This is a genomic window from uncultured Sphingomonas sp. (genome assembly GCF_964243315.1).
GTDB lineage: Bacteria > Pseudomonadota > Alphaproteobacteria > Sphingomonadales > Sphingomonadaceae > Sphingomonas.
Map to the genome: position 1 here is coordinate 71,444 of NZ_CAXTEM010000007.1, position 22,517 is coordinate 93,960.

Here is a 22,517-nt window from a genome sequence, read left to right on the forward strand (position 1 = left end):
CTAGTTTCATGATCAAAGCCGCAGCGGTGCTCGCGGGCGTCGGTGCGATCGGCGTGCTTAGTTGGCACGGCGCGACCGGCTGGGCGCCGTCGACCGAGCGTTACCCGTTGCAGGGCGTCGACCTGGGTGCCGAGGCAGGTCCGGTCGAATGGGGCATGGTCCGCGCGCGCGGCGCCGACTTCGCCTATGTGGTCGCGACGTCGGGCGCGGATCGCCGCGACCCCGCCTTCGAAGCACATTGGGCCGCGCTGCCCGATGCGGGGCTCCGCCGCGGCGCGATTCACCTCTATTCCTTGTGCCAACCCGCCCGCGCGCAGGCCAACGCCTTCAACGCCTTCGTGCCGCGAACCGACGACGCGCTGCCCGCCGCGGTCGACGTGTCGTTCCGCGCGGATTGCACCGCGCGCCCCGATCGCGCGACGCTGATCGCCGATCTCGAAGGCTTCATCCGCACCGTCGAGGCGCATACCCAGAAACCGCTGCTGCTCCGCGTCGCCCGCGGGGTCGAGCGCGAGTACGACATCACCGCCGCGATCCGGCGCCCGGTCTGGACGGTCGCCAACATGGTCCGTTCGGATTATGCGGCGCGGCCGTGGCGGATGTGGCGCGCGAGCGACTTCCGCCGTGTCGAGGGGATCGAGGGGCCGGTCAATTGGGATGTGGTAGCGCCATGAGCGACGAGATCCGCCGTCTGATCGACGCCGCGCGGCAGGCGGCGCGGCATGCGCACGCGCCCTATTCGCGGTTCGCGGTCGGCGCCGCGCTGCTGCTCGACGACGGCAGCATCGTCACCGGCGCCAATGTCGAGAACGCCAGCTACGGTCTGTCGCTCTGCGCGGAGACAGTCGCCGTCGCCACCGCGAGCGCACAGGGGCGGCTGAAGGACATCGTCGCGATCGGAGTGATCGGCGGGGCGATGGATGAGGCGGGCCATGCCACCGGCACGACGCCGGTCAGCCCTTGCGGCCGCTGCCGCCAGGTGATCAACGAAGCCGCGCAGATGGGGCACCGCGACGTGCTCGTCCATTGCGGCGCCGCGACCGGTGATGCGGTGACGAGCTACCGCTTGTCGGCGCTACTGCCGGACGCGTTCGGGCCATCGGATCTGGGGATCGGCTGAGGCTACCACGCGGCGTCCACGGGACGGCGGCCCGCGATCTCGTCGAGCCGTCGCCGAGTCGCGGGAGTTGTGGTGGGCGGCAGAGAATCGAGCGCGAAGAAGCTAGCCTCCGCGATCTCCACCGCGTCGGCCACGGGCGTGCCGACGATCAGGGCGCGGTACAGATGGACGGTATCGCGGCGCCCTTCGCCACTCGCGAGATAGGTGCCGATCGACACGACGTCCGCGAGATCGCATCCGACCTCCTCGCGCATCTCGCGCATCACGGCATCGACGGGCGCCTCGCGCCGTTTCACCCCGCCGCCGGGCAGAATGAATGTTCTCGTGTCGCCATAACGATGCCGCACCAACAGCACGTTGCCGGCAGCGTCGAACCCGGCGACCTTCACCCCGCGCGTGCGCCACCCGACCAGTGCCTGCAACGTCGCCGCAGCGCGAAGGCGAGACCGATCCACCGCATCCTAATCGTCTCCGCCCTCGCTCCCACATACGCCCGGCTTGCCTCACGCGGCAAAGGCGGCGAGACACGCTCGCAAAGGGAGCAACCATGTCCGTAATGTCCGATCGCTGGATTCGCGAGACCGCGCTGAGCCAAGCGATGATCGAGCCGTTCGTCGAAAACCAGCGCCGTGACGGCTGCATCAGCTACGGCCTGTCATCCTATGGCTATGACGCGCGGGTCGCCGACGAGTTCAAGATCTTCACCAATGTCGACAGCGCGATCGTCGATCCGAAGGATTTCGCGTCGAACAGCTTCGTCGACCGCAAGACCGACGTCTGCATCATCCCGCCCAACAGCTTCGCGCTAGCCCGCACCGTCGAATATTTCCGCGTGCCGCGCGACATCCTGGTGATCTGCCTCGGCAAATCGACCTATGCCCGCTGCGGGATCATCGTCAACGTCACCCCGCTCGAACCCGGCTGGGAGGGGCACGTCACGCTGGAGTTCTCGAACACCACCCCCCTGCCCGCCAAGATCTACGCCAACGAAGGCGCCTGCCAGTTCCTGTTCCTAAAGGGCAACGAGCCGTGCGAGGTCAGCTACGCCGACCGCGCGGGTAAATATATGGGCCAGCGCGGCGTGACGTTGCCGAAGCTTTGAGGGTGTCGAGGGTGGGGCTCACGCCACCTCTGTCGGTGCTGAATCAGCGCCGATCGCCTGCTTGCCCGCGGCCTTCCTACGCGCCCAGCTAACCCCTTGTTGTGCTCCCCCGAAGGCGGGAGCCCAGCGTCGTCATAGACGCAAGTCGTCATTTTGTTTGGCCCTAGGTTCCCGCCTGCGCGGGAATACGGTTGTCCAGATAATGGTCGATCCCCGTTTCCCAGACCCCACGCGCAGTCAGGTATCCATATTCTGTGCCGTTCGACCGTCCGCTGCGACGCTCGCCATTATGGTCCCGCCTGCGTTGGAATTACGGAATAGGCGAAGCATCTTTATCGGCGCGGCTTGCACCAATTCTGGCGTGAACGGCGAAGCACGAAACCGCGCTTGCGTTGAGTACACGCCCCTGGTCGAGCAGAGCCGACGATAATCGCCGGCTTGCAACTCAACGAGACGCCACGTCCTGGTTCGGTAGCCGCTGCAAGCCGCGCTGCGCGACGTCGTGCGACGAGATCACTGCGCCCGAGGGCATGTCCATCGCCACTGCCGGACGATCGAGCACTGCGGCGTAGAGCCGGCGGGCCTCCACGGCGCGTCCGGTCTGGAGATACACCGCTGCGAGGTTGAGCATCAGTTCGGGACGTTCCGGCGCCGCGCGCATCGCAGCATTGATCTGGCGTTCGGCCATCGGGAAGTTGCCCGCGGCGATCGCGTGAAAGCCGGTACGTTCGGCCGCGAACGCCGGGGTCGCCGCAGCGAGGCCAAGTGCGAGAACAGCAATGATGCGCATCGATCGTCTCCTCAGCTGCCCTTCCATGCCGGAAGGTTTCAGATTTGTGACAGGAGTGTGTCACTTTTGAGACTGTCCGACAAGCGCCCATTTTGCGCGACCGTCCTGCGATGGCGCGCAACGAAAAAGGGCGGCCCCGAAGGACCGCCCTGCTCTTCACCATCGCCGTTCCCGCGAAGGGACCGACCTAGAAGTCGTTGCGATATTGCTCGTTGCCGATGAAGCCAAGCTTGCTGATCTGCGACCGCTTGATGACCGCCAGCGTCCGATCGACGACTTCGTAGCGCGCCGCCGGATCTGGCTGGAAGTGCAGCTCCGGCTCCGGGTTCATGCCCGCCGAGGTATCGAGATACTGGCGCAACGTGATCTCGTCGACCGGCGCACCGTTCCACGAAATGACACCCGCCGGATCGATCGAGACCTTGTTCTTCTCGGGGTCGACCGGTGGCCGCGACTGGCGCGGATCGTTCACCGGCAGATCGACCTTAACCGCATGGGTCTGGATCGGGATGGTAATGATGAACATGATGAGAAGGACGAGCAGGACGTCGATCAACGGCGTCATGTTCATGTCCATCATCGGCTCGCCGTCTTCGCTGCCGCCGCTCATTGCCATTCTAAGTTACTCCTGCTCGGTCGCCCGAAAGTCATATAGTCAAATTACATGCGCGCCGTGGTGGACCCCGGTGCCGGCTCGGAAATGAAGCCGACCTTGGCGAAGCCAGCCATCTGCATGGTGTAGATCGTCCCGCCGACGCAGCGGTACGGCGTGTTGATATCGCCGCGGATATGCGCCTCGGGCAATTCGAGGTCCGGATTGCCGACGCCACCCTGGCGCGCGATCTCGGCCTTCAGCTTCTCGACGGCGCGGTCGAGCAGCTCGCCGCTCGTTACCGGCGACGTGCCCCAATATACCGCACACGAACCGTCGGGCTTGGTCGTCACCGACAGCGAGACGTTCTCGGGCTTGGTCGTCGTGGGATCGAACGGCACGTCGGGCAGCTTCAGCTTGACCGTCTGCACCACCACCGGCACCGCGATCAGAAAGATGATGAGCAGAACCAGCATGACGTCGACCAGCGGCGTCGTGTTGATGTCCGACATCGGTTTATCGGTGGTATCGCCACCAACGCTCATCGACATGTGAGAGCTTTCCTATTCAAGCAACAGTCCTGCCGGCCACACGGTCGGCAGGTGGCGGGGCGATCCACCGGACCGCCCCGCCGCATCGATTACGCGCGGGTCTGAACGCCACCGGTCTGGCCGGCGGTGGTCGTGGTCGCGGTGGTCTTCACCGGCGCCGGGCCCTTGCTGCCGCCAACTGCCGAGATCGGGCGAACCGCACCGTTCGAGGCGAGGTAGCCGAGCACGTCGTTCGAGAAGGTCGAAAGCTCCTCGGCGATCGCCTTGTTGCGACGCTGCAGCCAATTGTACGCGAGCACCGCGGGAACCGCGACGACCAGACCGAGCGCGGTCATGATCAGTGCTTCACCGACCGGACCTGCGACCGCGTCGATCGACGCCTGACCGGCTGCACCGATCTTGATCAGTGCGCGGTAGATGCCGATAACCGTGCCGAACAGGCCGATGAACGGCGAGACCGAACCGACGGTCGCGAGGAAGGCCAGGCCGCTGCCGAGCTTCGAGTTGATCGCGGCTTCCGAACGAGCGAGCGAACCATGGAGCCAGTCATGTGCCTCGACCGGATCGGTCAGGCGGGTGTGCTGCTCCTGGGCGGCCAGACCGTCGTCGACGATCTGCTTGTAGGCCGAGTTCTTCTCGAGCTTGGCCGAGCCCTCGCGCAGGTTGTTGGCATTCCAGAAGCCCTGACGCATGCGCTTGGCCTGGTTCATGACCTTCTGCTGCTCGAACAGCTTCGAGAACAGAATGTAGAACGACACGATCGACATCAGCACGAGGATCGAGAACACGGCCTGCGAGATGAGGCCGCCTTCGCGAAGCGCTGGGCCGAGGCCGTACGGGTTGGCGCCTTTGGCGGCCGCTTCGCCGCCAGCAGCGAGGATGGTGATGAGCATGGTCAGGTTGATCCCTCTAATTCAGCGAGTAGCTTAATAATGGAGTGTGGCGGCGCCCGGCCAGATGCCGAGCCACCGCCATGATGTTAGTTATTCTCGAGCTTCCACACGACGTTGCGCAGATTGAACGAGGATTCGATCGGCGTACCGGCCGCATCCTTCGCCGGATTGAACTTCCCGTTGCGCTGCGCGAGGCGGCACGTGGTACTGTCCAGATCCGCGTTTCCGCTCGACGACGTGACCGAACAAGCGGTGACCCGCCCATTGGGACCGACCGTCACCCGCACGCTGACGCGACCCTCCGCTTCCGCACGGCGTGCGGCGGCGGGATAGCTGTCCTGCGGGAACCAATCGCCCTGGTTGCCGCGCGGCGACACCGGAACGGCGACCTTCGGCGGTCCTGGCGCGGGCGCCGGGGGAGCAGGCGGCGCGGCGACCGGCGTCGGTATGTATACCGGCGGCGGCGTCGGCACCGTGTTGATCACCACGGGCGGCGGGTTCGGATTCTGCACGATCGGCGGCGGCGACACCACCGGCGGCGGTGTCATCGGCTGGTCGGGCGGCGGCGGCGGGGGCTCGTCCGGCGGCGGCGGAGGCGGCTCCTCCACGTCGAACGTATTAAGCTTTTCTTGGGCCTTTTTCACGTACTGGTACGCAAGGCCGGTGACGAAAGCATAGCCCAGAGCCGCGTGGATGAGCGCGACGATAACGATCGCGACCACTTTGCCACCGGACATCTTTTGGTCAGCATAGGCCATTCAGCAACGACACTCCCTAAATCTGACGGCACTCCCCGGCGCGGCGTTGCACGCAGGAGGCCGTCCGCTACGGCTGTTAACCCGCGACGGAGACCGAGTCCTATCGCCCCGTCCTTTGACACGCAAACGCTTTGTCGGACGCAGACTGTCTAACGCAACAAACGTTCAATGGGTGCGCCGCCGAATTATTTCTGTAACGTTCACATGGCCTACGCTAGCGCAATCCGATGGTTATGCCCCTCCCCCTCGCAGCCTTGCTGATCGCCGCCGCGCCCCTGGCCAGTGCTCCGCCCGCCCAGGCGCAGGCCCTGTCGGCGCCACTCGCGGCCGGCCCCAGCTATGCCGATCTCGCCGATCTCGTCATCGCCGCGCCCGTGATCGCCGACGCGACCATCCGTTCGGCCACCCTCATCAAGGGCCCCGAGGCCGCGAACGTGACTCCCGGCCATGCACGCTTCTATGCGGAGGCGGACGTCGCTGCGCTGATCCGCGGACTCGACGGAATCGCACCGCGGATTGGCTATGTCGTCGACGTGCCGCTCGACGCGCGCGCCAAGCCGCCAAAGCTGAAGAAGCAGCGCGTGCTGCTGTTCGCGCGTCCCGTTTCGGGATCGCCCGGGCAGGTCCAGCTGGTTGGCGCGTCGGCGCAGCTCGCCTGGTCGGCCGATTCGGACGCGCGGACCCGGCGAATCGCCGGCGAGCTGGCGGCGGCCGAGGCGCCGCCCGCGATCACTGGCGTCGGCAACGCCTTCCACGTGCCCGGCGCCCTGCCCGGCGAGGGAGAGACGCAGATCTTCCTCACCACCGCCGACAACCGGCCGGTGTCGCTGTCGATTCTGCGCCGCCCCGGCGAACAACCCCGCTGGGCGGTCGCGCTGAGCGAGATCGTCGACGAGGCCGCCGCGCCGCCCGCGCGCGACACGCTGCTTTGGTATCGCCTCGCCTGCACCTTGCCCGCCGCGCTGCCCGAGCGGAGCACCGCCTCGCTCGAGGCCGCCGACGCCAGCGTCGCGCGGGAGGATTATGCGGTCGTGATCGCCGCGCTCGGCGCGTGCGGACGCGCTAGCTGATCGCGAGGATCTGCCCGGTGGTCGATCGTGCCGCCTCCAGGAACGCGACCGCGGCATCCACCGCGGCAGGATCCGCACCGGCACCGCGAACCACCAGGTTCAGTCGTCCGGCCGGCGCCCGCTCGATCGCAAGCGGCGCGATCGCGGCCTGCGCGAGGGCGAACGGCAGCGGCGCCCAGCCTGCATCGATCACCGCCACCACCGATTCGTCCGCAATGGCCCGCACGCGCGCCGACAGCTCGTCCGACTCGGCAAGGTCGAGCCGCATCAGCGCCGGTGCCGCACCAGCGTGATCCCGATCGCCTCGCCCGCCTCGGCGATCGCGAGCTTGACGATCTTGACCATGACCCGCAGCACGCGCTCGTCGGCGAGGAAGAGCGTCTCGCAGATATGGTCCGCAACCCCTTCGATCAGCGTGAAATGCAGCCCCTCCGGCAGGGCGGTGGTCGCGGCATGCTTGAGGTCGAGATAGTTCTTCGACGCGGCCAGCGGGGTATCGGGGTCGAACCGCGCCGGGCATCGCAGGTCGACCGTGATCGATATCCTCAGCGGCTGCGGAAGATGCGTCTCCTCCGAATAGATGCCGGTCAGGACCGGCACTTCCATGTCGTGCACTTCGAGCTGGAGGCTGTCTTCCATCGCGCGCCTCTAGCAGAGTCGTGGCCGCGCGAAAGCCTCACGCCTCACCGATCACCGATCACCTTGCGTTCGCCGCGATCCCCGCTACTGCGCGCCGGCCCGGCAGCGTCGCCGGTGCGGGCGGGAGGCGTCAGTTGATCGAAATCGTGCCGCTGTCCCGAATCGATGTCGCGGCGGTCGAGGACCTGCTCGATCGCGCGTTCGGCACCGATCGCGTGCAGCGCACCGCCTACAAGATCCGCGGCGACGCGCAGGCGATCCCCACGCTCAGCTTCGCTGCGGTCGACGGGGATGCGCTCGTCGGCTCGATCCAGAGCTGGCCGATCGCGCTGATCGCGGATCGTGGCGCGCCGGCCGACCTCGTGATGATCGGCCCGGTCGCGGTCGATCCCGCACGCCAGCGCGACGGCGTCGGCCGGCTGCTGATGACCCACATGCTGGCGGCCGCGCAGGCGACTGGCTGCGACGAGGCGATGATGCTGATCGGCGACCCCGGCTATTATGGCCGCTTCTTCGGCTTCACCGCCGCAGCGACAGCGGCATGGCGCCTGCCCGGCCCGGTCGAGCGCCACCGCCTGCTCGCCAGGGGTGCGCGCGTCCCCCACGTCGCGGGCCTGCTCGGTCCACGGGTCGCCGCCACCGCCTGACGCGTAAGGCTTTACGGGGCGAGCCCACCTCCCTACCTCGCGCACATGCCGATGGAGCCGCTGCCCGATCTCGCGACCCTGTCTCTCGCCGAGATCGCGCGTCTCGTCGAGGAGCAGCGACTGCCCCCCGTCGACAAGTGGAATCCGACGCATTGCGGCGACAGCGAGATGCGGATCGCGCGCGACGGCACCTGGTATCACCAGGGCTCGCCAATCGGGCGCGAGGCGATGGTGCGGCTGTTCGCATCGATCCTGCGGCGCGAGCCCGATGGCAGCCACGTCCTCGTCACCCCGGTCGAAAAACTCGACATCACGGTGGAGGACGCGCCGTTCGTCGCGGTGGAATTGAAGGCGGAGGGGTCCGGCCGTGACGCCAGGCTCGCCTTCCGCCTCAATACCGGGGATCTCGTCACCGCCGGCGAGGCCAACCCGTTGCGCGTCGCGACCGGCGAGGACGGGCCGCGCCCTTATCTCGCGGTCCGCGGCGGAATGGAGGCGCTGGTCTCGCGCTCGGTCTATTACGAGCTCGCCGATCGCGCGGAGGCGGGCGACGACGGCGCGATCGGCGTGTGGAGCGACGGCGCCTTCTTCGCGATCGAGCCACCGGCCGGCGCGACATCGTGACGCTGGCCGAGCGACTCGCCGACGCGCTCACCGCCGACCGCGAGCCCGATCTTCCCTACCTGACGGGCGACGCCCCGCTGTACGACTCGGACGATCCGCCGAGCGAGGCGGCAGTGCTCGTCGCGGTCACCGATCGCGCCGAACCCGGCGTGATCCTCACTCAGCGCACGGAAACGATGCGCAAGCATCCCGGGCAGGTCGCGTTCCCGGGCGGGCGGGTAGATTCCGAGGACGCCGACGCGGTCGCGACCGCACTGCGCGAGGCGGAGGAGGAGATCGGCTTGCTGCCCGCGGCGGTGCGGGTCGCGGGGCTCGCGGACCGTTACCGGACCGGCACCGGCTATCACATCACCCCCGTGGTCGGCGTCGTCGCGCCCGATCTGCCGCTGCGGCCGAGCGAGGCGGAGGTCGCGAGCGTGTTCGAGGTGCCGCTCGCCTTCCTGCTCGATCCCGCCAATCACCGCGACGCGCGCGCGATGTGGCAGGGCAGCGAGCGGCGTTATACCGAGATACTCTGGCAGGATCGCCGGATTTGGGGCGCGACCGCGGCGATGATCGTCAACCTGTCGCGGCGCCTGCGATGGACGTGACCCTCCCGCTGGCGGCGTTTCGCGACCGCGCCGGCCTCCCCGCTTTGCTCGACGCACTCGGCGCGGGCGAGGCACGTTACGTCGGCGGGATCGTCCGCGACATGCTGCTCGGGATCGACGCCGCGGACCTCGACATCGCCACGGTCCACCCGCCCGAGGAGGTCGTCGCCCGGCTGCGCGATGCGCGGATCAAGTCGGTTCCGACCGGCATCGCGCACGGCACCGTTACCGCGGTCCTGCCATCCGGCCCGGTCGAGGTGACGACGTTGCGCCACGACGTGTCGACCGACGGCCGCCACGCAGTGGTCGCGTTCACCGACGACTGGCGGGAGGATGCTGCACGACGCGATTTCACGATCAACGCGCTATACGCCGATCCCGCCACAGGCGACGTTTTCGACTATTTCGGCGGCCTCGACGATCTCGCGGCACGGCGCGTGCGCTTCATCGGCGATCCCCTGGCGCGCATCGCCGAGGATCATCTCCGCATCCTGCGCTTCTTCCGCTTCCATGCCCGCTTCGGGGAAACGATCGACGCGGATGGGCTCGCCGCCTGCGCGGCGCGCGCCAACGACCTGATGGCGCTGTCACGCGAGCGCATCGCCAGCGAAGTGTTGAAGCTGCTGGTCGCGCCCGGCGCCGTCGCGGCGGTGGCGCTGATGGTCGAACACGGCATCCTGCGCGCGGTCCTGCCCGAGATCACCGACGTCGCGCCGCTCGCGACCCTTGCCGCGCGTGAAGCCGAGGCAGGCATAGCGCCCGACGCGATCCGGCGGCTAGCGGCGCTGGTGCCCCCGGCGGCAGCCGAACCGATCGGCGCTCGCTTGAAACTATCGATCGCTGATCGCCGCCGCCTGATCGCCGCGACCGCCGGGCCGGGGGACGAAGGTCCACGCGCCCTCGCCTACCGGGTCGGTGCCACCGTGGCGATCGACCGGCTGTTGCTGGCGGGCGAGCCGGTCGATCCGCTGCGCGATTGGGCGCCGCCCGCGATGCCGATCGGCGGCGGCGCGCTGGTCGCACGCGGTCTTCGCAAGGGACCGGAAGTGGCGGCAACACTGAAGAAAATCGAAACCGTTTGGATCGCGGAAGGATTCCCCGATGCCGCGCGGGTCGATCAGCTCGCCGACGAGGCGGTGGCGGCGACCCTGCGTGCGTCGAGCATCGCCAGCGCGTCCGCCGCTTCGAGCGGCTTGGCGTAGAAATAACCTTGGCCATAGGTGCAGCCGAGCGCCGCCAGCGTCTGTGAAAGCTCGTTGCTCTCGATGCCCTCGGCGGTGGTCTTCATGCCGAGCGCCTGTGCAAGGCTGAGCACCGCGCGGACGATCGCGATCTTGTCGCGATCCGCCAGCATGCCGGTCACGAAGCTGCGATCGATCTTGAGCACGTCGATCGGCAGCTTCTGCAGATAGGCGAGGTTGGAATAGCCGGTGCCGAAATCGTCCATTGCCAGCGTGGTGCCCAGCGCTCGCAGCGCGTGCATGATCCCGGCGATACGGTCCGGATCGCTGACGATCGCGCTTTCGGTCAGCTCCAGCGTGAACCGGTCGCCGGTCAGGCCGTGACGGGCCAGCGCCGCCTCCACCACCGGCGCGATGTCATCGCGCTGCAACTGGATCGCCGACAGGTTGACCGCGAGCTTGACCCCACAATCGCCGCCCATCGCCGCGTCCCAGGTCGCGAGCGTCTGCGCTGCCTCGTCGATCGCCCAGCGACCGAGCGGAACGATCAGCCCCGACTCCTCCGCCACCGGGATGAAATCGGTCGGCAGGTGATCCCTGCCGTCGTCGTCGCGCCACCGCGCCAGCGCCTCGAACGACACGATCGTGCCGGTCGATAGATCGCAGATCGGCTGGTAGGTTAGTCGCAGTTCGCGGCGATCGATCGCGCGCCGCAGCGCGGTCTCCATCGCGAACTGCTCGCGGGCGAGCGCGAAGGCCTGAGTCTGGTAGAATTCGGTCTTACCGGTCGTCTTGGCACGCTTCAGCGCGAACTGGGCGTGGCGGATCAGCTCCTCGACATCCTCGATCGCGTCGGCGTTGAGCGCGATGCCGATCGAACATTCCACGCCGATCTCGTAATCGGTGAGCCTGAACGGCGCCATCAGCGCGCGCTGGATCCGGTCCGCAAGCTGTGCCGCCTCGCTCGCGTCCTCGTCGATCGTCATCGCGATGCCGAATTCGTCGCCGCCGATCCGCGCCAGCCCGTCTCGCGCGCGGAGCGCACCCTTGATCCGCCGCGCCACGGTGATCAGCAATTCGTCACCCGCCAGACTGCTGAGGCAGGCGTTGATCCGCCCGAAGCGGAGCAGATCGACGATCAGCACTGCATGCTGACCCTTGGCCGCACGGAGCGGCTCGATCATGTCGATGAAGCCCTCGCGATTCGGCAGCCCGGTCAGGCTGTCGGTCGTCATCTCGCGGCGCAAGGTGCGCTCGGTATGGATCTGCGAGGTCTGGTCGATGAACGCGATCGTACAGCGATGACGATGGATCAGCGCCGATCGCGCGATCGTGACCTGATAATAGCGACAGTCGATCGTATCGCCGACCGTCCAGCTGAACTCCAGCCGCAGGGCGGCGCTGTCGAGGAACTCCTCGATGCGCGACCCGAGCGCCGCCAGCATCGGCGATCGCTCCGCACTCACCCCGAGCCCTGCCAGTCGATAGGCCCGATTGACCGCGACCAGCGTCAACTCGTCCCCATCGCGCAGGACGTGGGCGGCCGGAATCGGCATCAGTTCCAGCCCTCGCTCCAGCATGTCGGGAGCAAGCAACAGGGCGCTGAGCGCATCGGTGGCGGCGGATGCCATGGCGCCCGTCTAAAGCGCGATGATTAAAGGGCGATAAACCCTGATCTATTTTAAGTCGCGCGATCAAACCCGCGGCGTGCGTCTTAACCGAACCGATTGTCGCGCGGGAATCCCGTCGGCGGGGTCCGCCCCGCCGCCCCGCGCGCCGCGCGCCACATCGACAGATCGGGCTCGGTCCGCGTGCGTCCGGTGTCGCCGCCCATCGGCCAGCTCAACCCCTCGGCGAAGACGAAAGTGACCGCGTCGGACAGGCTGCCCTCGCGGAAGCGCTGGATCTGCGCGCCCTGCCCTCGGGTCATCTCGGGCAGTTCGGCGAGCGGGAAGACCAGCATCTTGCGGCTGTCGCCGATCGCGGCGACGTAATCCGCGTTGGCCGCGATCGGGCGGACGACGAGCAGGCTGGCACCGGTTCGCGGCGTCATCACCGTCTTGCCCTTGCGCGTTTCCGCGATCGTCTCCGCCACCGGTACCACGAAGCCGCGCCCGTCGGTCGCCGCCAGCAACAGCCGGTCGGTCCCGCGCGCCTTCAGCAGCGCCACGATGCCGATGCTGCCGTCGAGGTCGATCATCGCGCGGACCGGCTCGCCGAAGCCGCGACCGCCGGGCAACCGGTCGGCGCCGAGCGTGTAGAACCGCCCGTTGGCGGCGGCGAGCAGCAGCTTGTCGGTGGTCTGCGCATGGAACGCGAAGGCCGGGCCGTCGCCTTCCTTGAACTTCAGCGTCTCCGCCGACGCCAGGTCAACATGCCCGCGCATCGCCCTGATCCACCCGCGCTGCGACAGCAGCACGGTGATCGGCTCCCGCTCGATCATCGCCTCCAGCGGGATCTCACGTGCGGGCGCTGCCTCCTCGATCGTCGTCCGTCGCTTGCCGAGCGGGGTGTCGGCGCCATAGCGATCGCGGATCTTGGTCAGGTCGCGCTTCATCCGCAGGCGCTGTTTTTTCGGATCGGCAAGCAGCGCGACCAGCCCGGCCTGTTCCTTGTCGAGCTTGCCGCGCTCGGTGCGGATCTCGAACTCCTCGAGCCGCCGCAGCGACCGCAACCGCATGTTGAGGATCGCCTCGGCCTGGCGATCGGTCAGCGCGAACTCGGCGATCATCACCGCCTTCGGCTCGTCCTCGGTGCGGATGATCTCGATCACCCGGTCGAGGTTGAGGTACGCGACCAGATAGCCATCGAGCAGCTCGACCCGGTCGGCGATCTTCGCCAGCCGGTGTTCGGTCCGCCGCCGCAGCACCTCGAACTGGTGATCGACCCACGCCGACAGCGCCTGCCTCAGGCTCATCACCCGCGGCGTGCGATCCTTGTCGAGCACGTTGAGGTTGAGGCTGATCCGGGTTTCCAGGTCGGTGAGCCGGAACAGCCCATCCATCAGCACGCCGGCATCGACGGTGCGGCTGCGCGGCTCGAGCACGATCCGCACCTCGGCATCCGATTCGTCGCGGACGTCCGCTAGGATCGGCAGCTTCTTGTCGTTGATCAGCGCCGCGATCTGCTCGATCAGCTTGCCCTTCTGCACCCCGTACGGGATCTCGGTGACGATCGCCTGCCAGCCGCCGCCCTTCTCGCGCTCGATCGTGTAGCGCGCCCGGACGCGGAAGCCGCCGCGCCCGGTGGCATAGCTCTCGGCGATCACCGCGGGCGGATCGACGACCAGTCCGCCGGTCGGGAAGTCGGGGCCGCGAACGAATTCCAGCACCGCGGCACCGTCCGCGTCGGGCCGGTCGACCAGCATGATCGCGGCGTCCAGCAGCTCGGCGGCGTTGTGCGGCGGGATGCTCGTCGCCATCCCGACCGCGATCCCCGCGGCGCCGTTCGCCAGCAGGTTCGGGAAGGCGCCCGGGAAAAGCTCGGGTTCCTGTTCCTCGCCATTATAGGTCGGACGATACGCCACCGCGTCCTCGTCCAGCCCGTCCATCAGGTCGATCGCGACCTGGGTCAGCCGCGCCTCGGTGTAGCGATAGGCGGCGGCATTATCGCCGTCGATGTTGCCGAAATTGCCCTGGCCGTCGACCAGCGGATAGCGCAGCGCGAAGTCCTGCGCGAGGCGGACCATCGCATCGTAGACCGACTGGTCGCCATGCGGGTGGTATTTGCCGATCACGTCGCCGACGACGCGGGCGCATTTCTTGTAGCCCTGGCTCGGATCGAGCCGCAGCAGCCGCATCGCCCAGAGCAGCCGGCGGTGCACCGGCTTCAGCCCGTCGCGGACATCGGGAAGCGACCGCGCCGTGATCGTCGACAGCGCATAGACGAGGTAGCGCTCCGACAGCGCGCTATCGAACGGCGAATCGACGATGCTGTCGAAGGGATCCTTGAAGTCGTCGACCATTACGCCTGCGATAGCATCGCAGGCCCGGCAATCAATCCACGGCGATGGGCGAGGACGGCCGCGTCACCACGCGATCGAGCAAGGCACGATGCTGCCGCCCGGTCTCGTGCCAATTATAGCGTTCGCCATAGGTCCGCGTCGCGCCCCGGTCCGGCAGCGCGGATAGCAGCCGTGCGATGCCGTCGCGGATCGCGGCGACCGATCGGTCGGCGACCAGCAGCCCGGCCTCGGGCACCTTCACCACTTCCGGAGATCCCCAGACCGGCGTGGCGACCAGCGGCGTTCCGCACGCCAGCGACTCGAGCAGCACGTTGGCGATCCCCTCGCGGTCCGAACAGCTCACCGTCAGGTCGGCCGCACCGTAAAGATTGGGCAGACGTGGCTGATCGACATGGCCGAGGAATTCCACCCGCCGCGCCACGCCGAGCGTGTTGGCGAGCGCGCGCAGATCCGCCTCGCGCGGGCCGTCGCCCGCGATCATTAGCCGGACCCCCGGCAGTTCGGCGATCGCGCGGATCGCAAGGTCGTGCCCCTTGCGATCGATCAGATGCCCCACCGACAATATCGTCGGCCCGGTCAGGCCGAACCCGGCCCGCAGCGCCGCGCGGTCTGCGGGCGGGCGGAACAGCATCAGATCGACACCGTGCTCGACCACCGACACCTTGTCCGCATCCGCACCCAACGCCAGCAATTCGTCGCGAAGCGCCGCCGCCACCGTGGTCACCGCCCCCGCTTGCTCGATCGCGGCAAGGATCATCGAGCGCTGCCGCCGATAACGCGGGATCAGGCTGACATCGGTGCCGAGCGCGCTCATCGTGAACGGCCGGTCGAACCGCCGCGCCAGCATCGCCGCCGCGATTCCATCGGGATAGAGGTAATAGCTGTCGATCACGTCGAAGTCGAAATCGCGCTGCAGCCGCGCGACATGCGGGTAGAGCGCGGTCGCCATCAGCCACGGCGCTATCGTCATCCCGATCTTCGGTAAGGTCGGATAGCGCGGATAGGTGACGTCGACCCCGCGCCGCGACTCCGCCCGCGGCGCCCGCGCGAACTCGCCATAGCGGCCGAACGCCCGGTGCCCGCTCGGGAACCACGGGATCGGCGCCACCACGCGGGTCTCGTCGCTCAACCGACAGACATGCGCGACCCGGTGCTCGATGAAGATGCCGTGGCGCCGCTGCACTGAATTCGGGTAGAGGCTCGACAGGGTGAGGATCTTCATGCTGCCGGCAATATCGCGCGCAGGTTACTTTTCCCGTACCGCGCGCTCGGCTAGCGTCCGGCGATGCTGCTCCCCCTCCTGCTCGCCCCGACCTTGCTTATGGCCGCGCCCGTCGAACCCAGGCTCATGACCTGGGCCGATCTTGCCAAGCGCAAGCACCCCGCAGCCAGCGCCACAATCGCGTATGGCGACGACGCGATGCAGAAGGTCGACCTGTGGCTGCCCCGCGGCAAGGGGCCGTTCCCGGTAGTGGTGATGGTGCATGGCGGCTGCTGGCAGACCAAGATCGCCGACCGCCGGCTGATGGACTGGATCGCAGACGACCTGCGCAAGGACGGCATCGCGGTGTGGAACATCGATTATCGCGGCGTCGACCGTGCCGGCGGCGGCTATCCCGGCACCTTCGCCGACGCCGCCGCCGCGACCGACCAGCTCGCGACCGTCGCCGCCAGATACCGCCTGGACACCAGCCGGGTCGTCGCGGTCGGCCACTCGGCGGGGGGGCATCTCGCGCTGTGGCTCGCTGGTCGGCCGCGCCTGCCCGCAACCAGCCCGCTGCGCCGCACCGATCCGCTGAAGATCGCGCATGTCGTCAGCCTCGGCGGTCTGCCCGATCTCGCCGACACCGCCGCCAGCGCCGACAATGGCTGCGGAACCGAGGTCGTCGCCAAGCTAGTCGGCACCGGGCGGGCCGATCCCTATGCCGACACCTCGGTGCCGCGGCTGCTGCCGCTCGGCCTGCCGCAGGATCTGGTCAACGGCCGCGAGGACAAGATCATCCCGTTCCGCATGGCCACCGCCTATGTCGCCGCCGCCACCACCGCGGGCGACACCGCGACGCTGCACGAGGTCGCGAAAACCGGCCATGTCGAACTCGTCGTGCCCGAAAGCGCCGCCTGGGCGACGACCAAGCGCCTGATCCGCGCGGCGTTCGCCGGGAAGCGTACGGCATGACGCGCGAGGAGGCCCTAGCACTCGACGCAGCCGATCCGCTGGCACCGCTGCGGCAGCGCTTCGTCCTGCCCGAGGGCGTCATCTATCTCGACGGCAACTCGCTCGGCGCATTGCCGCGCGACACCCCCGCGGCACTCGCCGACGCCGCCGGACGGCAATGGGGCGACCGGCTGATCCGCAGCTGGAATGAAGGCTGGATCGACGCCCCGCAGAGGATCGGCGCCGCCATCGCCCCGCTGATCGGCGCCGCGCCGACGGAGGTGATCGTCGGCGACTCCACCTCCGCTAACCTGTTCAAGCTGCTGGTCGCCGCGCTGCGCCTCGACCCCAAACGCCGCACCATCGTCAGCGAGCGCGGCAACTTCCCCACCGATCTCCACATCGCGGAGGGCGCGATCGCCTGCGTCGAGGGCGCGACGCTGAACGCCGTCCCGCGCGCGTCGGTCGTCGAGGCGCTCGGCGAAGACACCGCGGTGCTGCTGCTCACCCATGTCCACTATAAGACCGGCGAACGGTTCGACATGGCTGCGCTGACCGCCGCCGCACGCGAAGCCGGCGCTCTGGTGCTGTGGGACCTCAGCCATTCGACCGGCGCGGTCGAAATCGACCTTACCGGCGCCGACGCCGACCTCGCGGTCGGCTGCACCTATAAATACGTAAACGGCGGCCCTGGCGCGCCAGCCTTCCTCTACGTCGCAGAACGCTGGCAGGACCGCCTGGCGAGTCCGCTGTCGGGATGGATGGGCCACGCCGAACCCTTCGCCTTCGCCGACGCCTACACCCCCGCCCCCGGCATGACCCGCTGGCTCGCCGGCACCCCGCCGATCCTCGCGATGACCGCGCTCGAATCGGGGCTGTCACTATGGCGAGACCTGGATCGAGCTGCTCTATGGGCGAAGAGCGCCACCCTATTCGACATCCTCGCCACCGCGGGCGACGCGCTCGGCCTCGACTGCATCACCCCCCGCGACCCCGCCGCCCGCGGCAGCCACATCAGCTTCCGCCATCCCCACGCCCATGCGATCACCCAGGCACTGATCGCCCGCGGCGTGATCGGCGACTTCCGCGATCCCGACGTCCTGCGCCTCGGCCTGACGCCGCTCTACTTGTCGCACGACGAAGTCTGGCGCGCTGGTGAGATCTTGGGCGAAGTGATCACCACGAATGCGTGGACCAACCCGCGATTTGCCCAACGGCTCGTCGTGACTTAAGCACGCTTGACCTTATTACCTAGTCAGCGGATAGTGTATCGTCATCGGGAGGATGAATGATGCGCTCACTAGCCATTGCCCTGTCACTTACCGCCCTTGCTGGATGCAGCCAGAAACAGGAGGCAAGCGACACACGGACGTACGACGTCGCCGAGGCACCTCCGGTGCCGGGGGTGACCGTCACCGCAGCGCCAGGAGTGGCGTTCGACTACCGATACGCCTTCAGTCTCGCACCGACCGCCATCGCGACCGCACAGGAAGAACATGCGCAGGCTTGTGAGCGGCTCGGGGTGAACCGATGCCGGATCACCGGCATGCGCTATCAACTGCTGGGCGAGAACGACATCCAGGGCATGCTTGCGTTCAAGCTCGACCCGGCCATCGCACGCGAGTTCGGCAAGAATGGTATCGCCAAGGTCCAGGCAATGAAGGGCCGGCTGGTCGATGCCGAGATCAGCGGCAAGGATGCAGGCGAAGCGATCGCTCAATCGACGGCAACGCGGACCGCCGCCACTGCCGAACTCAAGCGGGTCGAGGCGCGATTGACCACACGCGGCGTTCGCGAAAATGAAGCCGGCGAGTTGCGCACGCAGCGCGACAATCTCCGCAACACGATCGCCGGATCCGCCGCCGACATCGCGGAGAACCGTGCCAGCCTCGCGACCACGCCGATGACCTTCCAATATCGGTCCGGTGACGCCGTCCGGGGCTTCGACGCAAGTGCACCGATCACCAGCGCGCTCGATACGGTGGTTGCGAGTACGCAGACGACGGTTGCGATCATCCTCGGCTTGGTCGCGGTGTTCGGCCCGCCCGCGCTGGCGCTGGCGCTGCTGTGGCTCGCCTGGTGTCGGTTCGGGTTGCCGATATGGCGGCGTCACCGGGGCGCGAAACCGGCGTCCGAGAGCTGACGCTCTAGCCACCGCCCCGATTGCGCGCCCCGCCCCCCTTCGATATACGCGCCTCATCTTATCGCCCCGGCCGCGTGACCCGTGCGCCGGGGCTGCTCATTTCCAGGGGAACGCCCGCATGGCTCGTCGCCGCCAGATCTACGAGGGCAAGGCCAAGATCCTCTACGAGGGCCCCGAACCCGGCACGCTGATCCAGTATTTCAAGGACGATGCCACCGCGTTCAATGCCCAGAAGAAGGGCACGATCAACGGCAAGGGCGTGCTCAACAACCGGATCAGCGAGCACATCTTCACGCTGCTCGCCACGATCGGCGTGCCGACCCACTTCATCCGCCGCCTGAACATGCGCGAACAGCTGATCCGCCAGGTCGAGATCGTCCCGATCGAAGTCGTGATCCGCAACGTCGCCGCCGGTTCGCTGTCGAAGCGTCTCGGGATCGAGGAAGGCGTGCAGCTCCCGCGGACGATCATCGAGTATTACTACAAGGACGATGCGCTCGGCGATCCGATGATCTCCGACGAACACATCGCCGCGTTCGGCTGGGCGAGCCAGGAAGAGATGCACGACATCGCCGACCTCGCGATCCGCGTGAACGATTTCCTCTGCGGCCTGTTCGCCGGCTGCGGCATCCGGCTGGTCGACTTCAAGCTCGAATTCGGGCGGATCTGGGACAACGACTTCGGCCGGATCATCCTGGCGGACGAGATCAGCCCCGATGGCTGCCGCCTGTGGGACATGGAAACCGACGAGAAGCTCGACAAGGACCGCTTCCGCCGCGATCTCGGCGGCGAAGTCGAAGCCTATCAGGAGGTCGCGCGACGCCTGGGCCTGCTGCCTGAGGGCGGCGACAATGCGGTGCTCGACCTGGAAAGCCATCGCAAGCGCCGGGGGAAGTAAAGCGACGACGGTATCGGTCCGGCCAGACTGACGCTGATACCTATGTGTCCCCGCGAAGGCGGGGACCCAGTACTGGGCTCCCGCCTTCGCGGGAGGACAAGCGGAGGTCGCACCGGCCACGCGTCCGCGGAAACATAGCGAGCATCCGCTCACCAACAGCGGCCAAAAACGGCCAAGCGAAGCGCCCCTTTAGACGCTGTTAACCCTGTGCCGGTATCCCGCCCTCATACCCGAAATGTGGGTCTGAAGGGGTCCTCACCATGCGCGCCACGCTTGCGATTCTGTCTCTGCCGCTCCTGTCTCTGGCTGCATGCGGCGGCGGCGGTGCCGGCACCCAGTCGCTCGGCAGCATCGCCCCGCCGATCAGCGGCGGCACGGTCGCCGGCGGTGGCGTCGTCGCGGTAACGCCGACGCCGACGCCCACCAGCACGCCTACCTCATTCCTCGACGTGAAGACCACCACGACATTCGATGCCATCGGCGGGCTTCATGCGATCGACGTCGACGACAAGGGTCGCAGCCTCTACACCGGCAATGCAAGCACCGTCGGCACCCCGAGCGGCACGATCAGCTTCAATCCCCGCGACGGCATCTTCACCGTCGCGCTTGCCGATACCGCCGCGAACGTGACGCGCAGTGTGACGTATCAAGACCCCGCTCATCGCACCGCCGGTGGTATGCTTCAGGCCGAAATTCCCGAGTTTCCATTCTACAACTATCTCGAGGCTTCATCCGACGACGATCTATCTGACACGTTTTTCTACAAGCGCCCGGGTAACACCGCGAGCTACGTGACCCTCGCCGGCTTTGCTCATCGCAGCAAGCTCGACACAACGACCGGCGCCTTTCATTCCGAGCACGGGGTGATGGTCTTCGGCAGCAAGAGCACACTGCTGCAAGTTCCCTCGACCGGCAGCGGCCGGTTCGACGGCGATTTCCTCGCAACCATGGTCGCCGGGGCCAGCGGACCGGCCGGGATGCCGTTGCAGTGGATCAGCGGCACTAGCTCGGTCGACGTGGATTTCTCCAAGTCATCGCTGACTTTGGGTCTGACGGGCACCGTCGGTAAGACATACGTGAACGACACGCCGGTCAACGACTTCTTCACCGATATACCTACTGGTTCGGTGTTCACCGCCAACGGCACTGCTTCGCTCACCGGCTCTCGCACTAGTTTTGCGGGCAAGTTCCTCAGCGCCTATTTCACCAGCGGCGCGACGCGCACCAACATCGACTTCGCCCCGATCAGCGCGGCGAGCAGCGTCGCAGGCGCGAGCTCGATCGACGGCGCCTTCTATGGCCCGAATGCCGAGAACGTCGGCGGCAACTTCCGCATCACCGGCGGCGTGCCCGATCAGCGGATCGACATCTTGGGCGCGTTTACCGGCGCTAAAAAGTAGGCTCGGCAAGCGCGAGGAACACACCATGCGGATGGCGTTGATCGCCGGCGCTGCGGCGTTCGGCGTCTGGATCCTTGCGCCTGCCGCTAGCGAAGCGGCAGATCGATCGCGCTGCTCCGCCGGCGTATGCGAGCTGAAGCTAACCCCGCAGCAACTGCTCGCCGCCGCCGAACGGCTGGTGCACGAACAGCGCTACGCCGAAGCCGCACCGCTCATCGCCGCGCTCCGCCAGGCGCCCGGCTACACGATGCAGACCCGTTTCCTCACCGGCTTCATCGCCGCGCAGACCGGCAAGCTGCCCGAGGCCGCCGCGCAGTACCGCGCCATCCTGACCGACGATCCACGCCAGACCGCGGTCCGGCTGGAGCTGGCGAAGGTCATGCTCGCGATGCGCCAGCCCGCCGCCGCCGACAAACAGTTTCGCATCGCCGAACAGGACGCCACGCTCTCCCCCGAGGTGCTGCGCACGATCCGCACCGTCCGCGACACGATCCGGAGCGCCCGTGCCTGGCAGGTCGATGTAAGCATCGGCATCGCACCCGATAGCAACATCAACAACGCCACCGCGGTCGACACCGTGACGGTGATGCTCGGCGACACCCCGATCCCGCTGACCCTCGACGACCGCGCCCGCAAGCGATCGGGCCTCGGCCAGACCGGGCAATTGTCTGCCCGCCTCCGCCTTCCCGTCGCCAAGAAGCTGTCGGCGCTCGCCGATCTCGACGTCAGCGGCACCAACTATTCGGGCTCGACCTTCGACGATTACGTCGCCCAGCTCGCGCTCGGCGGCGAGTATCGCTTCACCGATCGCACCAGCGCCTCGCTCCAGACCGTCGGCGCCAGCCGCTGGTTCGGCGGCGACGCGGTCAGCCGGCAGATCGGCGTCCGCGGTGGCGCTCAGACGTTGATCGGCACCAACCGTCGCATCGGCTTCCAGCTCGACGCGCGCCGCACCACCGCCCTGTTCGATTCGGGCTATAGCGGCTGGCAGGGTGGCCTTTACGGCACCTACGAACAGAGCCTGTCTCCGGCCATCGTGCTGTCGGCCGGCCCGTTCCTCCGCCGCGACTGGCTCAACGAACGCGCTTATTCGAGCACCGAGATCGGCGCCAATGCCGGTATCGGCGGCGAGCTTCGCTTCGGGATCAACTTCGGCCTCAGCGCCGGCGTCTCCCGCGCCAGATACGACGCGCCGATTCCCTTGTTCGACGTATCGCCACGCCGCGACTGGCGGCTGGTCTCCCGAGCGACGCTCGGCAACCGCAAGATCCGCGTCCTGGGCCTATCGCCGCAGGTGAGCTGGTCGTTCTCGCGGATCGACTCCTCGCTGGCCCTCTACAAGACCAGCCGCAGCCGCTTCGAATTCACCCTCGCCCGGTATTTCTAAGCCATCCCGCGCT

25 protein-coding genes are annotated in these 22,517 nt (G+C 67.5%); 14 read left to right on the forward strand and 11 right to left on the reverse strand.

Annotated elements, in window-relative coordinates; translation table 11 throughout:
• Nucleotides 1–8 precede the first annotated feature (8 nt).
• Together ACFE77_RS04040 and ACFE77_RS04045 are read left to right on the forward strand one after the other, a co-directional pair.
• Nucleotides 9–674 carry a GH25 family lysozyme gene (locus ACFE77_RS04040; protein WP_375420342.1) on the forward strand — a complete coding sequence of 222 codons (666 nt, stop codon included), beginning with the start codon at nucleotides 9–11 and terminating at the stop codon, nucleotides 672–674.
• Nucleotides 671–1,120, forward strand: a complete 450-nt coding sequence (locus tag ACFE77_RS04045) for a cytidine deaminase (RefSeq protein ID WP_375420343.1) — start codon at nucleotides 671–673, stop codon at nucleotides 1,118–1,120. Before ACFE77_RS04040 ends, ACFE77_RS04045 begins: the two co-directional genes overlap by 4 nt.
• Nucleotides 1,121–1,122: 2 nt before the next feature.
• On the opposite strand, the gene ACFE77_RS04050 is transcribed toward ACFE77_RS04045, so the two are convergent.
• Nucleotides 1,123–1,575 carry an NUDIX domain-containing protein gene (locus ACFE77_RS04050; protein WP_375420344.1) on the reverse strand — a complete coding sequence of 151 codons (453 nt, stop codon included), beginning with the start codon at nucleotides 1,573–1,575 and terminating at the stop codon, nucleotides 1,123–1,125.
• Between the two features lie 92 nt (nucleotides 1,576–1,667).
• On the opposite strand from ACFE77_RS04050, the gene dcd reads away from it, so the two are divergent.
• Entirely contained in the window at nucleotides 1,668–2,222 is a 555-nt protein-coding gene (gene dcd / locus ACFE77_RS04055) for a dCTP deaminase (protein WP_375420345.1), read from the forward strand.
• A 445-nt stretch (nucleotides 2,223–2,667) separates the two neighbouring features.
• On the opposite strand, the gene ACFE77_RS04060 is transcribed toward dcd, so the two are convergent.
• From ACFE77_RS04060 to ACFE77_RS04080, 5 genes are all read right to left on the reverse strand, one after another.
• The gene (locus ACFE77_RS04060) at nucleotides 2,668–3,012 is read right to left on the reverse strand and encodes a tetratricopeptide repeat protein (RefSeq protein WP_375420346.1); all 345 of its coding nucleotides are present in this window, start codon (nucleotides 3,010–3,012) and stop codon (nucleotides 2,668–2,670) included.
• A gap of 187 nt (nucleotides 3,013–3,199) precedes the next feature.
• Nucleotides 3,200–3,628, reverse strand: coding sequence for an ExbD/TolR family protein (locus ACFE77_RS04065; protein ID WP_375420347.1), 429 nt, complete (start codon nucleotides 3,626–3,628; stop codon nucleotides 3,200–3,202).
• A gap of 44 nt (nucleotides 3,629–3,672) precedes the next feature.
• A complete protein-coding gene (locus ACFE77_RS04070; RefSeq protein ID WP_375420348.1) occupies nucleotides 3,673–4,155 on the reverse strand; it encodes an ExbD/TolR family protein in 483 nt (160 codons plus the stop codon).
• 89 nt (nucleotides 4,156–4,244) lie between these two features.
• A complete protein-coding gene (locus tag ACFE77_RS04075) occupies nucleotides 4,245–5,048 on the reverse strand; it encodes a MotA/TolQ/ExbB proton channel family protein (RefSeq protein ID WP_375420349.1) in 804 nt (267 codons plus the stop codon).
• An 86-nt stretch (nucleotides 5,049–5,134) separates the two neighbouring features.
• The gene (locus tag ACFE77_RS04080; protein WP_375420350.1) at nucleotides 5,135–5,806 is read right to left on the reverse strand and encodes a TonB family protein; all 672 of its coding nucleotides are present in this window, start codon (nucleotides 5,804–5,806) and stop codon (nucleotides 5,135–5,137) included.
• A 227-nt stretch (nucleotides 5,807–6,033) separates the two neighbouring features.
• On the opposite strand from ACFE77_RS04080, the gene ACFE77_RS04085 reads away from it, so the two are divergent.
• Nucleotides 6,034–6,876 (forward strand): hypothetical protein, encoded by an 843-nt coding sequence (locus ACFE77_RS04085; protein ID WP_375420351.1) that lies wholly within the window; start codon nucleotides 6,034–6,036, stop codon nucleotides 6,874–6,876.
• On the opposite strand, the gene ACFE77_RS04090 is transcribed toward ACFE77_RS04085, so the two are convergent.
• Entirely contained in the window at nucleotides 6,869–7,144 is a 276-nt protein-coding gene (locus tag ACFE77_RS04090; RefSeq protein ID WP_375420352.1) for a Rossmann fold domain-containing protein, read from the reverse strand. The genes ACFE77_RS04085 and ACFE77_RS04090 overlap by 8 nt on opposite strands.
• Nucleotides 7,144–7,515, reverse strand: coding sequence for a dihydroneopterin aldolase (locus ACFE77_RS04095; protein ID WP_375420353.1), 372 nt, complete (start codon nucleotides 7,513–7,515; stop codon nucleotides 7,144–7,146). The genes ACFE77_RS04090 and ACFE77_RS04095 overlap by 1 nt, the downstream gene beginning before the upstream one ends.
• A gap of 134 nt (nucleotides 7,516–7,649) precedes the next feature.
• On the opposite strand from ACFE77_RS04095, the gene ACFE77_RS04100 reads away from it, so the two are divergent.
• The 4 genes from ACFE77_RS04100 to ACFE77_RS04115 are packed head-to-tail and all read left to right on the forward strand — an operon-like array spanning nucleotide 7,650 to nucleotide 10,578.
• Nucleotides 7,650–8,162, forward strand: coding sequence for a GNAT family N-acetyltransferase (locus ACFE77_RS04100; RefSeq protein WP_375420354.1), 513 nt, complete (start codon nucleotides 7,650–7,652; stop codon nucleotides 8,160–8,162).
• A gap of 45 nt (nucleotides 8,163–8,207) precedes the next feature.
• Entirely contained in the window at nucleotides 8,208–8,786 is a 579-nt protein-coding gene (locus ACFE77_RS04105) for a DUF1285 domain-containing protein (RefSeq protein WP_375420355.1), read from the forward strand.
• The gene (locus ACFE77_RS04110; protein WP_375420356.1) at nucleotides 8,783–9,376 is read left to right on the forward strand and encodes a CoA pyrophosphatase; all 594 of its coding nucleotides are present in this window, start codon (nucleotides 8,783–8,785) and stop codon (nucleotides 9,374–9,376) included. Before ACFE77_RS04105 ends, ACFE77_RS04110 begins: the two co-directional genes overlap by 4 nt.
• Nucleotides 9,367–10,578: a CCA tRNA nucleotidyltransferase gene (locus tag ACFE77_RS04115; RefSeq protein ID WP_375420357.1), complete on the forward strand. Its 1,212-nt coding sequence runs from the start codon at nucleotides 9,367–9,369 to the stop codon at nucleotides 10,576–10,578. The genes ACFE77_RS04110 and ACFE77_RS04115 overlap by 10 nt, the downstream gene beginning before the upstream one ends.
• On the opposite strand, the gene ACFE77_RS04120 is transcribed toward ACFE77_RS04115, so the two are convergent.
• The 3 genes from ACFE77_RS04120 to ACFE77_RS04130 form a co-directional block, all read right to left on the reverse strand.
• The gene (locus ACFE77_RS04120) at nucleotides 10,494–12,188 is read right to left on the reverse strand and encodes a putative bifunctional diguanylate cyclase/phosphodiesterase (RefSeq protein WP_375420358.1); all 1,695 of its coding nucleotides are present in this window, start codon (nucleotides 12,186–12,188) and stop codon (nucleotides 10,494–10,496) included. The two genes, ACFE77_RS04115 and ACFE77_RS04120, sit on opposite strands and share 85 nt — an antisense overlap.
• 83 nt (nucleotides 12,189–12,271) lie before the next feature.
• On the reverse strand, nucleotides 12,272–14,521 hold the full coding sequence (gene parC, locus ACFE77_RS04125) for a DNA topoisomerase IV subunit A (protein ID WP_375420359.1): 2,250 nt from the start codon (nucleotides 14,519–14,521) through the stop codon (nucleotides 12,272–12,274).
• Nucleotides 14,522–14,552: 31 nt separating this feature from the next.
• Entirely contained in the window at nucleotides 14,553–15,743 is a 1,191-nt protein-coding gene (locus tag ACFE77_RS04130) for a glycosyltransferase (protein ID WP_375420360.1), read from the reverse strand.
• 63 nt (nucleotides 15,744–15,806) lie between these two features.
• Between ACFE77_RS04130 and ACFE77_RS04135 the strand changes: the two genes are divergently transcribed.
• From ACFE77_RS04135 to ACFE77_RS04160, 6 genes are all read left to right on the forward strand, one after another.
• On the forward strand, nucleotides 15,807–16,697 hold the full coding sequence (locus ACFE77_RS04135) for an alpha/beta fold hydrolase (RefSeq protein ID WP_375420361.1): 891 nt from the start codon (nucleotides 15,807–15,809) through the stop codon (nucleotides 16,695–16,697).
• Nucleotides 16,694–17,908, forward strand: coding sequence for a kynureninase (kynU, locus tag ACFE77_RS04140; RefSeq protein ID WP_375420362.1), 1,215 nt, complete (start codon nucleotides 16,694–16,696; stop codon nucleotides 17,906–17,908). Before ACFE77_RS04135 ends, kynU begins: the two co-directional genes overlap by 4 nt.
• Before the next feature lie 59 nt (nucleotides 17,909–17,967).
• The gene (locus tag ACFE77_RS04145; protein ID WP_375420363.1) at nucleotides 17,968–18,819 is read left to right on the forward strand and encodes a hypothetical protein; all 852 of its coding nucleotides are present in this window, start codon (nucleotides 17,968–17,970) and stop codon (nucleotides 18,817–18,819) included.
• A 118-nt stretch (nucleotides 18,820–18,937) separates the two neighbouring features.
• Nucleotides 18,938–19,717, forward strand: coding sequence for a phosphoribosylaminoimidazolesuccinocarboxamide synthase (gene purC / locus ACFE77_RS04150; RefSeq protein ID WP_375420364.1), 780 nt, complete (start codon nucleotides 18,938–18,940; stop codon nucleotides 19,715–19,717).
• 260 nt (nucleotides 19,718–19,977) lie between these two features.
• Nucleotides 19,978–21,117, forward strand: coding sequence for a transferrin-binding protein-like solute binding protein (locus ACFE77_RS04155; protein WP_375420365.1), 1,140 nt, complete (start codon nucleotides 19,978–19,980; stop codon nucleotides 21,115–21,117).
• A gap of 25 nt (nucleotides 21,118–21,142) precedes the next feature.
• Complete coding sequence (locus ACFE77_RS04160; RefSeq protein WP_375420366.1) at nucleotides 21,143–22,504, forward strand: surface lipoprotein assembly modifier; 1,362 nt, start codon at nucleotides 21,143–21,145, stop codon at nucleotides 22,502–22,504.
• Nucleotides 22,505–22,517 lie beyond the last annotated feature (13 nt).